General features: G+C 53.2%; 7 protein-coding genes. 4 read left to right on the top strand and 3 right to left on the bottom strand.

The window, feature by feature from the left end; translation table 11 throughout:
* Positions 1-128 precede the first annotated feature (128 nt).
* Positions 129-4,403: a beta-N-acetylglucosaminidase domain-containing protein gene (locus Q2J39_RS02345; protein ID WP_288339054.1), complete on the top strand. Its 4,275-nt coding sequence runs from the start codon at positions 129-131 to the stop codon at positions 4,401-4,403.
* A 402-nt stretch (positions 4,404-4,805) separates the two neighbouring features.
* Positions 4,806-6,161, top strand: coding sequence for a sodium-dependent transporter (locus Q2J39_RS02340; protein WP_288339053.1), 1,356 nt, complete (start codon positions 4,806-4,808; stop codon positions 6,159-6,161).
* Between the two features lie 274 nt (positions 6,162-6,435).
* Here Q2J39_RS02340 and Q2J39_RS02335 read toward each other — a convergent pair whose 3' ends face one another.
* Complete coding sequence (locus Q2J39_RS02335) at positions 6,436-9,801, bottom strand: FtsX-like permease family protein (protein ID WP_288339052.1); 3,366 nt, start codon at positions 9,799-9,801, stop codon at positions 6,436-6,438.
* Positions 9,801-10,502 carry an ABC transporter ATP-binding protein gene (locus tag Q2J39_RS02330; protein ID WP_288339051.1) on the bottom strand — a complete coding sequence of 234 codons (702 nt, stop codon included), beginning with the start codon at positions 10,500-10,502 and terminating at the stop codon, positions 9,801-9,803. Before Q2J39_RS02330 ends, Q2J39_RS02335 begins: the two co-directional genes overlap by 1 nt.
* 606 nt (positions 10,503-11,108) lie before the next feature.
* Between Q2J39_RS02330 and Q2J39_RS02325 the strand changes: the two genes are divergently transcribed.
* Positions 11,109-11,996 (top strand): DegV family protein, encoded by an 888-nt coding sequence (locus tag Q2J39_RS02325; protein WP_230267203.1) that lies wholly within the window; start codon positions 11,109-11,111, stop codon positions 11,994-11,996.
* Positions 11,971-12,867, top strand: coding sequence for a DegV family protein (locus tag Q2J39_RS02320; RefSeq protein ID WP_288339050.1), 897 nt, complete (start codon positions 11,971-11,973; stop codon positions 12,865-12,867). The genes Q2J39_RS02325 and Q2J39_RS02320 overlap by 26 nt, the downstream gene beginning before the upstream one ends.
* 129 nt (positions 12,868-12,996) lie before the next feature.
* Here Q2J39_RS02320 and Q2J39_RS02315 read toward each other — a convergent pair whose 3' ends face one another.
* Positions 12,997-13,524, bottom strand: coding sequence for a hypothetical protein (locus Q2J39_RS02315; RefSeq protein ID WP_230267205.1), 528 nt, complete (start codon positions 13,522-13,524; stop codon positions 12,997-12,999).
* Positions 13,525-13,865 lie beyond the last annotated feature (341 nt).

Genomic DNA, 13,865 nt, shown 5'->3' with positions numbered 1-13,865 from the left:
ATAGGATCTGAGTGAAAAAGTATCATTCCTTGATCTGAAAGAATTCCTTGAAAGCGCTTGAGTGAATACGCTCTCAATGGTACGCTTAATCCGCTGCACCATTTTGAATGGTGTCATAAGGAGGAAAAATGAGGAAAACTTCCAGGAAAATTGCGAGCAGCTTTTTAGCCGCCGCAATGCTGATTCCTTCATTCAGCCTGCCCGCTGCCGCATCCGAACCGGATACGGGAGCCGCAAGCGCTGAATATAAAATTTATCCGACGCCGCAGTCTGTTGTGTACGGAACAGGCGCGACGACGGTTTCTAAGGATGTCCATGTCGTGTATTCGGCAGGAATTGACCAGTTCACAAAAGACCATGCCAAAGAGGTATTCGCTCTGCTCGGTCAGGACGTAACCCTGAGCGAAGGCGACACGCCAGAAGAGGGCAAAACCAATCTGCTCGTCGGAATCCAGGGCGAGGAATCCCCCGCAGCGGATTATTTTGAAACCCATACGATTGCAGCCAAAGATCTGTTTGAAAAGACCGACAGCTATGCGCTGGAAATCGGCGAGGGAACGATTGCCATTCTGGGCGTATCGACCGATGCGGCCTTTTACGGCCTGACGTCGCTGAAGCATATTTTCTCGCAGGTGGAAAACCGTGAGGTCCGCAGCCTGCGCATCGAAGATTTTGCCGACGTCAAAACCCGCGGCTTCATTGAAGGCTACTACGGAAACCCGTGGAGCCACGAAGACCGTCTCGATTTAATGAAATTTGGCGGCGACTATAAGCTCAACGGCTACTTCTATGCGCCAAAAGATGACCCGAAGCATAACGCCAAATGGCGGGAACTGTATACGGAAGACGAGCTGCAGAAGCATAAAGAGCTTGCAGAAGCCGGCAACAAATCCAAGTGCTACTACATTTACGCGCTGCACCCCTTCATGCATAATGCCGTGAATTTCGGAGATAACTATGCGCGCGATCTGAAGATCATCGAGGACAAATTCGAACAGCTGATGCAGGTCGGCGTAAAACAGTTCGCAATTCTGGCAGACGATGCCGCGGTGCCTGGCGGCAATCCGCAAAACTACGTCACGCTCATGACGGATCTGACCGAATGGATCAAAACTAAGCAGTCCGAATATCCGGGTCTGAAATCCGACATGATTTTCTGCCCGGCGGATTACATGGGCAACGGCTCGAGCGCGGAAATGCAGACGCTCAAGCAGCTGCCGGATTCGGTTTCCATCGTGCAGACCGGCGGCCGGATCTGGGGCGAAGTCGGACCTTCGTTCAACGATCCTTTTTATGAACGAATGGGACGCCCGGCGTTCATGTGGATCAACTGGCCATGCTCCGACAATACGAAAGACGGCCTGATCATGGGCGGTGCCGAAGCGGTACTCAAGCCCAATACCAATCCAAATACGGTTAACGGCATCGTTCTGAACCCGATGCAGCAGTCGGAGCCCAGCAAGCAGGGTCTGTTCACCAACGCCGATTATGCGTGGAATATCTGGAGCGACGCGGATCACTACACTCAGGTATGGAACGACTCCTTCGCCTATATCGACCATGGAACCGGTAAAGAAACCGCGGGTTCGAACGCCTATCGCGAGCTTTCCAAGCACATGAAAAACTCGAAGCAGATCGGCAACAGCGAATCCGAAGAACTCAGTCCGAAGCTGGACGCTTTTAAAGCAAAGCTGACTGGAAACCAGACGATTACGGACGAAGACATCGCCGAAATCCGCGCTGAATTTGAGAAGCTGCGTGATGCCGCAAGAACGTATCGCGAAGAAACCGGAAACAAACGGACGCTCTCGCAGATCATTTACTGGATTGACGCATGGGATGATACGACCAGCGCGGTGCTCGGCTATCTCGATGCCCTCAGCGCACTGAATCACGGCGAATCCACCGCGGCGGTATGGGATCATTTTGCGAGCGCCCAGAACGCCAAGACCCAGGCGGGAACCCATGGCTTCCATTACGTGGATCATACGGAATACGCCAAGGCGGGCCGCATTCACATCACGCCGTTCATGAACGCACTGGATTCGGCGCTTTCCGCACGGATTCTTCCGCTGATCGACCCGAACCTGGATACGGCGACGTTCATTACCAGCCGTTCGGATACGCCGGAAGGATCGCTGGACAATGTGTTTGACGGCAATGCCTCGACGCAGATCGTTTTCAAAACGCCAAGCACCCTTTCTGCAGGCGACTACGTTGGTGTCATATATACCCAGCCGAAAGACATTTACGAAATTCAGTTCCTGCTCGGTCAGTCCGGCAACCTGAATGATACGTTCTCCAAAGCCAAAGTGCAGATCACCGCGGACGGTAAAACCTGGACCGATCTGAATGACACCGTGTATACAACGCCGCAGGAAATCCATCTGAGTGATCTCGATCTGAAGGGCGTGCGAGGAGTCCGTGTTCTTTCTACCGAAGACAAAACCAACACCTGGCTTGGCGTTCGCGACATTCGAATCAATCCGGAGCAGGGGGGGAGCAGTGAGATCGAACTGCCTTCTTCCACCTTCACGCTGGGAGACGGCTGCGCCTACTATCAGCAGAGCACGGCGGATCAGATGACGGATGGCGATACGTCCACCTTCGCCTGGATTTCAACGCCAGGCGATTACGCACCAGTCGGCCCGATCGTAACCCGTACGTTCTCGGAGGCCGTTCAGCTTAACGAAATCGTCTTTGTCAACGGCGGCGCGAAAAACGATAAGCTCACGCATTTCGCTCTGGAATACTCCGAAGACGGTACCACATGGAAAACCGCCGGCGAGTATACCGATCCAAAACCGGAGTCGGCGCAAAGTACCTTCCGTGTAAAACTTCATGGTGCAAGCGTAAAAGCCATTCGCATTAATAACCTGGAAAGCGTCCACAAATGGCTCCAGATTGCCGAATTCAACGTCGTTCCAGGCGACGGTTCGGATTACGATACAGAACATCTGATCACCAATGCGGACAGCACCAGCGCGGTAACTTCGGAAATCGAAAACGGCCGCCAGCTGCTGACCAGCGATGGTCAGAATCTCGTCCTCAAAGCTGGGGAATACGCCGGCGTTGATCTTGGCGAGATTACGAAAATCGCGTCGCTTACGCACGGAGACCTGGGCAGCCTGTCACTGGAAGTTTCCCGCAACGGATACGAATGGGTAAGCGTTGCAGCGGATGCGTCCAGTGCAGAAGATGCCCGCTATGTACGTCTGATCAATACGACGGATGCTTCCGTTTCCGCAGATCTCAGTACGCCGCTTTCGGTAACGGTAACGAAGATCAGCGGTCCGTACCGTCTCTCGGATACGGTCGGCATTACGTCCGCCGGCTGGGCGAGCGAAGATACGCGTGACAATGGAGCGGCGTTTGACGGCGATGTGGATACCACCACCGAATTCGCCACGCTCCCCGCAAAAGGCTCCGAAATTATTTATGACCTCGGTCAGAACCGCTCGATTTCCAAACTGGAAATCGTAAACCAGGACAGCGCCGTCAACTATATCCGCGACGCGAAAATCCAGATTTCCAGCGACCTTGAAAACTGGACGGACGTTATGGAAATCGGTGACGGTGTGGAAAACACGGATGACGCAGACGTAACGGCCAAGGATGCCGATACCGGCTACATGGCCAGCAGCCGCTATCCGAACAAGGTTACCAAAGTCGGAACGCTCGAAACCGCGCAGGACGCCCGCTATATCCGCATTTATTTCACCGCAGGCAACGCCAGCCGGGCCGTACTGTTCAATGAAATTCTGATCAACGACGGCGAATACAAATCCGTTCCGCATCCAGCCGTAACGGCTGCTGTGGAAGAAGCGCAAAACCACAGCGCGCTCAACATGTTCGACAGCGATCTGTCCACGTCCTACAAACCAGCCTCCAGCCAGGCCGGATCGGTACAGTATGATTTCTCCGACGAGCTCGATGCCAATACGCTGAACATCATTCAGAAAGGCACTTTGAGCAATGCCACCGTTTCGGTTCGCGCGGTCAATACAGACGGCAAGATTGAATGGAAAACTCTTGGTCATCTGGTACGTTCGCTGAACACGATGGGGTCGAACGATATCGATAAGATTCTGTCCGTGAAGATCGAATGGACGGATGGAAACGCGCCGGAAATTTCGGAAATCATCCGCTTCACCAGCGAGAATCCGACCGTGCAGAATCTGGATTATTCCCAGCTTCTTCTGGCCTGGAACAAGGCGACCGCGCAGCAGTCTTCCTTTGTGAACGGATCCGATCTGGAAGAAGCGATCACGCAGGCGCATGAAGTCATCAACGCTGCTTCCGCTTCCCAGAACGAGATTAACGAAGCCGCCAGAGCCCTGAACAGTGCACTGCTGACGATGCGCATTGCACCGGAAGCTGACCGCCTGAACGGTCTGAAGTAAGACGAGTTCTTTCCAGGTCATCAGGATTCATCGTCTTTCTCAACCCATTACGCCGCAGTAAACCGCAGCCATACGCTGCGGCTGCTGCGGTGTTTTTGCGTGCAGTCCAGATCGTTCAAAACTCGTTCGCGCGCTGTGAGCGGCTTGAAAAATGGAAAAAAACGGTCGAAAACCGGCAGGAAAACGTATCAATCCCCGCGTATGGCCGAGGGGATTTTCGGGAATCTATGGTTTTTTTTCGATTTTCGCTAAAATGAAAACACTGATTCCGTCCGCATCCGACAGGCGGAATCTTTGAAAAAATTACGGCTGCTCCCGACGCAAGCGATCGCAGAAAATGCGAAAGCTTCCTTGCGAAAGGCCGGGAAGAAGCCGCAAGAGAAAAGGAAAGTGGAATTACATATGAAACGAGAACAGCTGGGGTCCCGTTTGGGCTTTATCCTGCTGAGCGCCGGATGCGCGATCGGTATTGGAAACGTCTGGAAATTCCCCTACATCGCCGGACAGAACGGCGGTGCAATTTTTATTCTGATTTACCTGTTCTTCCTCGTGGTTTTGGGCATCCCCGTCATGACGATGGAGTTTGCGATGGGACGTGCCGCCCAGAAAAGTCCAGCCAAAATTTATAAGACGCTGGAACCGAAAGGAAGCAAGTGGCACTGGCATACCGGTTTTGCGATTGCGGGCAACTACCTGCTCATGATGTTTTATACGACCGTCGCCGGATGGATGCTGAAGTACTTTGTCGATATGTGTCTGGGCCGGTTTGAAGGTCTGGATGGCGCCGGGATCGGTGCGGCGTTTGATGCCACGCTGGCCAATGCAGGCAGCGAAGTATTTTACATGGGCGTCATTGTCGTCGCCGGTTTTCTGATCTGCATGCTCGGTCTGCAGAAAGGCCTCGAGCGCGTAACGAAAGTGATGATGATTTCGCTGCTCATCTTAATGAGCGTCCTGGCGATCAACTCCCTGTTTCTGGAAGGCGCCAACGCCGGTCTTCGCTACTATCTGCTGCCGGACTGGAACCGCTTCATGGAAATCGGACCGTGGAATGTCATCGTCGCGGCGATGAACCAGGCGTTTTTTACCCTTTCGCTCGGTATTGGTGCCATGGCGATTTTCGGCTCCTACATTAATAAGGATCGTGCCTTGCTCGGCGAATCGATCAACGTCGCCGTTCTGGATACGTTTGTCGCGATTGTTGCCGGCCTGATCATCATTCCAGCCTGCTTCGCCTATTCGGTCGATGTCAATGCCGGTCCGGGTCTGATCTTCGTCACGCTGCCCAACGTCTTTAACGCGATGCCGTTTGGCCGTCTGTGGGGCGCGCTGTTTTTCCTTTTCATGACGTTTGCAGCGTTCTCAACCGTTCTGGCGGTTTTCGAAAACATCCTTTCGAGCTGCATGGACCTGTTTGGCTGGGACCGCAAAAAAGCGTGTCTGGTCAATATGGCGGCAGTCTTCGTACTGTCGCTGCCCTGCGCTTTGGGCTGGTCGCTTCTGTCCGGCGCGGCACCGCTAGGAGCGGGAACGACCATCCTGGATTTTGAAGACTTCCTGGTTTCCAACAATTTGCTGCCTGGCGGATCGCTCATTTTCGTTCTGTTCTGCTGCACCAAGTTTGGCTGGGGCTGGAAAAACTTCCGCAAGGAAGCCAACGAAGGAAAAGGAGCCAAAGTGCCTGAGTGGCTGCACCCTTACTGCAAGTACGTTCTGCCGGTCATCATTCTGGTGATTCTGGTGATCGGTCTGATCTGATCCTTCGCATGTGTTCTGAAGCTGCTTTTTTACAAAATCATTTCGCCGACCGCTAACCGTATTGCGGGCGGCGTTTTTGTATGGCCCGAAGCGAGCGGCGCGTATTGCGGGACATAAGAAAACCGCCTGCCGTAAGTTTTAAAGCTTTGCTGGCAGGCGGTTTTGCTTCGCCGTTGGGAAAACAGGACTGAGGCGTGCCAGAGGTATGTCTGAGGCATGCGTGTTACCGGGGCTCCGTCTGAGAGACAGGAAATAGCCGGTAAGGCGATCGGATTTATTCGACCGCTTTGAGCGATTCTACCATCTGAATCTTGCGCAGACGGTATTTCATGATCCAGTTGACGAGCAGAGCGAAAAGCATGGTCAGACCGATGGAATAGACATAGGACTGCCAGAAAATCGTGCGGCCAAAGCGGATCGTATCGAGTTCGGCAAGGTTCATAATCAGATCGTGCAGGTAAATGCCCAGCAGCAGACCGACGAGTCCGCCAATGAGGGCAAGGATTATGCTTTCGCGGTTGATGTAGGCGTTGACTTCCTTTTCGGTAAAGCCAAGGACCTTGATGGTCGCAATTTCACGCAGACGTTCGGAAATGTTGACGTTGGAAAGGTTGTAAAGTACCACGAACGCCAGCATCGCCGCCGACAGAACGAGAACGACTACGATCGACTTGATCGAGGAAATCATGTTTTCAAAGTTGTCGATTGTCTCCGAATAGAAGGTGACGGACCGGACGCCCTCGTGCTGGAGAACGCAGCTGCCCAGCTCGCTTTCAAATTCCGGAGACGTATCGTCGTTAAGCAGCAGAATCTGCGCGTCCGGCTCTTCCTGAATATGGAGACGGTCGAACGTCTTTTGCGTTACGTAAAGCATGTGGCCGGTGTACTGTTCGAAAATGCCGGCGATCGGAAGATCTACTTCTTCATCGTCCGCCGTTTTGAAGCGGATCGTATCGCCTTTGGACAGGTGCATTTTCTCGGCCGTCTTGACGGAAACGAGAACGCCGTCGTTTAAAGACAGACGTTCGGAACCGTCCATCGGGATAAACGTCATGAACTCTTCGAAGGCTTCAGGATCTTCGACAATATTGAGCGTGGCGGACACATCCTTATCGTCATAGTGAACGGTAACAGGAAGGGTTTCGAGATTGAACGTATCTTCGATGCCCTTTTCCTTTTTCAGATCGGCGGCCAGCTGCCGTCCGTCTTCTTCTTTGGCATCCACGGCAGCATCAAAGTGGTAAATCGCCTGGAACTGGCGCGGAACGATATCGCTGATGGAGTCGTTCAGACCAAAGCCGGCGACCAGCAGGGCGGAACAGCCCGCGATGCCGATGACGGTCATGAAAAAGCGCTTCTTATAGCGGAAGAGGTTGCGCAATGTGACTTTATGCATGAACGAAAGCTTTGACCAGAACCAGCCGACGCGTTCTAACAAAATCCGCTTGCCGGCCTTTGCGGCTTTTGGCCGCATGAGCTGGGCCGGCACTTCGCGCAGTTCCTTAATAATGGAGAAGAGCGCAGCGAGCAGCACGACGCCGGTAACGCTTAAAGACGCAAAGAGCATCAGACCCGGCTGGAAGCGGAACTGAATGGCTTCCAGGTTGTACATGATGTTCCAGGCGGAGTAGATGATCATCGGGAACACGTACATGCCGACGGCACAGCCGAGAATGCTGCCAAGAACGGAAGCGGATCCCGCGTAGAGCAGGTACTTCGCGGCGATTTGCCGGCGGGAGTAGCCAAGGGCCTTGAGGGTTCCCATTTCGTTGCGCTGCTCATCGACCATGCGCGTCATTGTCGTCATGCAGACGAGCGCGGCGACGAGAAAGAAGAAGACAGGGAAGACGGAGGCGATGCCGTCCATGCGGTCGGCGCAGGCTTCGTAGTCTTTATAGGAATAATGCGAGTTGCGATCGAGCACGATCCATTTGGCTTCGAGATCGTCGAGCTGCTTTTTCGCGTCCGCGATTTTGTCTTCGGCTTCTTTTTTGTTCGTATTGTATTCGGCCAGACCGTCTTCGTATTCTTTCTGACCGCTGGCGTAATCGCTTCTGGCTTTTGCCAGATCGTTTTTGGCCTGATTGAGCTGGGCTACGCCATCGTCATACGTTTTCTGGTTTGCGGCCAGCTGCGTTTCACTCGCAGCCAGCTCATTTTGCTGGGCCGCAAGTTCCTGACGCTGTTTGACTAAGGCGTCGCGCTGTACGATGGCGCTCTGCGCCTGAGCAATTCCGTCATTTAAGGCAGTAAGAGAGGCGTTTGCGGCATCGAGCGATCCGCCAATCGAGGTGAGAATAGAACTTTTCTGCGTGTTCAGCGCAGCTAGAGCGGAAGCTGCGTCGGGCGCGCCGGGCACTGCCTGGGCCAGTACGCCCTGCAGCTGTGCCTGCAGCGCCGCAAGCTGTTCTTTTAAAGCCGGCAGCTGCGTATTTTGGGGATCGGCGCTTTCGAGCGCGGCAATCTGTTGGCTCAGCGTCTGGATACCCTGATCGAGCGATTCGATTCCGGAAATGGCCTGATCGATGGACTGGACGCCCTGAATGGCCTGCGTGAGCGCATCTCGCCTGGCAATCAGATCGCTGGCGGTCGTATCGATGCCCTGCAGCTGAGCCAGCCCGGCATCAATCTGAGCAAGGCCGTCGGCGATCTGCTGCTTTCCGGACTGGAGCGCGCTGCGTCCCTGATCGAGCTGCGTTTTTGAACTGGCCAGAAGCGCTTCGTTATCGGAAATCTGCTTTTCGCCATCCGCAATCTGCAGCGCGGCATCCTCGAGTTTCTTTTTCGCGTCGTCGAGCTTCTTTTTCGCATCGGCGAGCTTGTCCTGGGCTTCCTTTTCCTGGTCGTCAATTTTCTGACGCTGTTCGTCTTTCCAGAGGACGGTTCGGCTGTCGGCGAGCGTTTCGACTTCATCGACGACCGGATCGGTCAGATCGAAGTAGGCGTCGGAATACGTATCCGCTTCTTTGGCCCCGTCGACGGTCAGATCGATTTCCGTAAAGTAGTCGGCCTTGATCGCGGACTGCGGGATAAAGAAATACGTATCGACCGTACCGGAACCGATCGAAGAAGAGCCGTGTACGTAGGACAGGTAGTTTGGAGAATAGGCTTTGCCGGTAATGGTGTAGGTGTCGTATTTGAGATCGTCGCTGACCGGCGTGTCGTTTCCGGAATACAGATGAACCGTATCCCCGATCTCAAAAGACCCGAAAATGTTTCCCGTGGCGCTGTCGCCTTCCACCATGCACTCCCTGTCGTTTTGCGGCAGGCGGCCTTCGACCAGACGCGGCGTATTGATCGTCTGTCCGTCCGTATAGGAGAGGACTTTAACGGTCATTTCCCGGCTGCCTTTGCGGCAGAGATAATCGGCGGAAAACTGACCTTGCGCGTCCTTCACGCCAGGTTCCTTTTTCAGCGCCTCGAGATCCTTGTCGCTTAAGCCGACGGTGGAGTACACCTGTATATCCTGCAGGTTGTAGCGGTCAAAGTAGACGTCGGCCGAATTTTTCATATCCGGCGCGCTGGCTTTGATGCCCGCAAAAAACGAGACGCCCAGAGCGGTGATGGCCAGGATGGACAGGTAGCGCCCCAGGGAATGGCGGATTTCACGGAACAGGTCTTTCCATAGTGCGGGTGTCATCAGTATTCAATCTCCCGTGCGCTCATCGGATGCTCGTTGCGGGTAATGCTTTCGATTTTTCCGGAACGCACTCGAATAATCTTGTCGCCGATCGGTGTCAGCGCCAGATTATGCGTAATGACGACGACTGTCGTCTTTTCCTTTTTACAGATGTTTTGCAGGACTTCGAGAACCTGCTTGCCCGTCTGGTAGTCCAGCGCGCCGGTCGGCTCGTCGCAAAGGAGCAGGCGCGGATTTTTGGGAATCGCGCGGGCGATTGCGACACGCTGCTGTTCCCCGCCGGAAATCTGGGAAGGGAAGTTGTTTTCCCGGTCGAGCAGTCCGACGGATTTCAGCGTTCCGGTAATATCGAGCGGGCTTTTGGAAATCTGGGCCGCCAGTTCGACGTTTTCGCGGACGGTCAGATTCTGAATCAGGTTATAAAACTGGAAGACGAACCCGACGTCATCGCGCCGATAGAGCGTCAGCTGCTTCGAATCAAAATCACTGACGATTTTATCGCCGACGCGAATGGTTCCCGAGCTGACGGTATCCATGCCGCCAAGCAGGTTGAGAATGGTGGATTTTCCAGCCCCGCTGGCGCCGGCGATAATCACAAACTCGCCTTCTTCAATCGAAAAGCTGACGCCGTCCAGGGCATGAATGCATACTTCACCCATCTGATAGTCCTTGCGGACGTCCTTGAATTCAATAAAACTCATCGCAGAACACCTCCTGAAGTCTCTAAATAGGGAAGGTTAGTTATCTTTTATTATGACCTGCTTTTGAGCAGGACTGTGCGAAAACCTTCATTTCCTGCCTCTCTTTTGACCGTTTGGCAGCAATACGAAAAGCCGGGGCCAAAGAGAGGACCAAAACGGCTGGAAAGCGTTTTTCAGGCCGGATTCTATCCCGAGAGGAAAAATGGAAAAATCCGGACAAAACGATGCAAAGACTGTCGAAAAAGGAAACTGTTGCCGGCCTGTACAGACAGGATGAAACGATCTGATATACTAAGCAATGGCATCTTGTTTTTAAAACCAGATGAAAGAATATTCCAAATTACTTAAATAGATCCTGTTTTCCTGTGTTTCTGCTCCATGTTTTCTGGACGAATGAAATGCGGATGGATTTCTGTGCGGATTTGGTTATGGCGTCTGTCGATCTGTTCTCTCCTTGTATTTTCGGCCTGCCAAAGCCATTTGCACACACAGCTGTCGATCTGTATATTTCAGTCATGTCCGATTAGTGGAAAACGGAGCCTGGTCCGCTAAAATGTAGGCGGACCATGAAACGATGGCTCCCGCAAAATGGAGAACAGATCAATTATGAAAGTAAAAGTCATTACGGATTCCGGCAGCGGCTTAACGCAGAAGCAGGCCGAATCCTTAGGAATAGAATTTCTTCCCCTGCAGGTTCTCGTCGACGAGACACAGTATCTCGACGGCGTGGATCTGACCTGCGAAAAGCTGTATGAGCTTCTCGATGAAGGCAAAATGCCCACGACCAGCCAGCCGCCTCTTCTTCTTGAAGAAGAGCTTTTCGAACGGCTGAAAAGCGAAGGCGTAACGGACGTGATTGTCATCAATCTGTCCAACGGCCTCTCTTCAACCAACCAGATCATCCAGGCGACCGCAAAACGCTTCGATATCGTCGTGCATACGCTCGATATTTATACGACCCTCGCCGTGCAGCAGTATCTGGTCATTGCGGCCCAGCAGCTGCTCGAACAGGGCAGGGATCCGGAAGCCATCGTCGACGCGCTGCGCAAGTCAGTCGACGGTTCAGCCGGTTATCTGATGGTCGACAATCTCGACCATCTCGCCGCAGGCGGACGTCTGACGCCGCTTGCTGCCAAACTTGGCGGCATGCTCAAGATTAAGCCGGTTCTGCGCGTTTCCAAAGATACGCAGGGCAAAGTCGACTCCTTTGAAAAAGTCCGCACCTTCCATAAGGCGGTCAGCCGCGGCGTAGAACAGGTAGCCAAGGGTCTTGTGGACGGCGTCGACTACGAACTGTTCGTTCTGAACGGCAACGCGGATGCTTCGGCAGAGGCGGCAAGAGAAATGATGGCGGCGCTGCGTCCTGGAACAAAGGTTCATGTGCTGAACATGTTCCCGGTCATCGCGGCGCACACCGGACTTGGCTCGGTCGGCGTACAGTACATCCCGAAAATTGAAGGAGTGGAATATGATGAAACTCGCATTTGTGACTGACAGCGGAACCGGATTCAGCAGTGAATACTGGAAAAAGCAGGGAATTTATTCCGTACCTCTGCAGATTACAGAAGGACAGAACACCTACGACGAGTTTGAAGATATCTCCTATGCCCAGGTCATTGACAACCTTCACCAGCAGAAACTGATGAAGACCTCGCTGCCTTCGCTTGGAAAAATCGAAGATCTCTTTGAACAGCTCAAAAAAGACGGATATGAGGGCGTATTCTGCGTTCCGATCTGCCGCGGACTTTCCGGCACCCTGAATGCCATGGAGTCCGCTGCGCACCAGATGGATCTGGCCTTTTACGGGTTTGACTGCGGAACGACAGCCGTAACCCAGTCCCACTGCATTATCACCGCCAAAACGATGTATGAGCAGGGAAAGAGCATTGAGGAAATCATGGAAAAGCTCGAACAGATTGCGGGAAACTGCGATACGTTCGTTCTTTGCGACGACCTCCAGCACATGCGCCGCGGCGGCCGTCTGACCGCAACAGCAGCCGCTCTTGGCGGACTGCTCAAAATCAAGCCGATCCTTCACGTCAACCGCAAGACTGAAGGCCGCGTTGACGCGGTCGATAAAGTCCGCACGATGTCCCGCGCGCAGGATCGTACGATCAGCCTGCTCAAGGATATGGGCACCAATAAGGACTATGACTTTACCGTCGCTCACGTGGATTCTCTCGAAAGCGCGAAGGCGTTCGCCCGCAAGATCAAGGAAAACTTTGACGGGGCTACGGTTCGCGTAATCGATCTGGTCAGCGCCGTCGGCATTCATACCGGACTCAACTGCCTGGCGGTTCAGGTTTTTGATCCAGTCGGCTATCCGGTCATGGTTTATACCGACGAAGATACGATCCGCATTTAATGCGACTTTCGTACGAAAACGAAATTAAAAATTGGAGAGACAATAAAATGCCGCTGTAGGCGAGGAAAACCTGCGGCGGCATTTCGCGTTTTTCAAAAAGAAAAGACCGAGGAAACTCGGTCTGTGAATTTATTTGCGGGTCAGCAGCGCGGTTCGTACGGTGAAGTTTCCGTATTCGTCGAGCGCGCGAATCTGTACCATGCGCGATCCGGGTTCGTGGATCAGCATGGACGGATTGAGAATATAGAGCTTGCAGCGCGAACAGTCGCTGAGCTTGGTTACAAAACTCTGGGCGTCCACTTCGTCGCTGACGCCGACGGTCAGATTCTGCACTTCGAGTTTCGGCGCAGTCGTATCCACAACCTGAATGTCGACCTGGGACTGGTGCCCGTCGATCGTGCAGGCTCCGGTATAGCTGCCGGCCTTATTGATGTTGAGGTTGGTCGAGCAGACGGGTGTGCTTTCAGTTTCGTAATGAATCTTATCGATCATGTCATACAGCGAATAGTCCGAACCGGCTTCGACGGGGCTTACTTCCTTTTTGAAGGTAATCGCTTCGGAAGCCATGAGCGGGTTGAACAGACTGGAAAAAACAGCCAGTACAGTAATCGCCAGAATGGAGCTGAGTACAAGACGCGGCGTCTGGGACTGCCGCATATGAAGTAAGAAACGACGTTTTTTCTGATAAAATCGACGACGCGCTCTAGCCGAGCGGGCCCGGCGTGCTTGAATCGGATTGAAATACATGATGTTCCTGCCTTGCGCAGCCAATTTCAATAACGGTACCGGTCTGCAAAAGATGCGGGGAAAGACCGGAGAAAATAAAAAAAGACGACCTCTGCGCAAGACACAATACTGTCACTGATTGCGGCTAAAGGCAAGCGCAAAAATGATGAAAACGTAATGAAAATGACACGCTGAAAGCGTGTAAGAAAAGCGTCTGTTTTCCAATGCTGTTCACTTAAGCTTCACAAGTGAGCAGTGCCTTGCCTTTCTAG

The sequence above is a fragment of the uncultured Allobaculum sp. genome, from assembly GCF_948576815.1.
Lineage (GTDB): Bacteria > Bacillota_I > Bacilli_A > Erysipelotrichales > Erysipelotrichaceae > Allobaculum > Allobaculum fili.
This window is presented reverse-complemented; position numbering and strand designations above follow the sequence as displayed.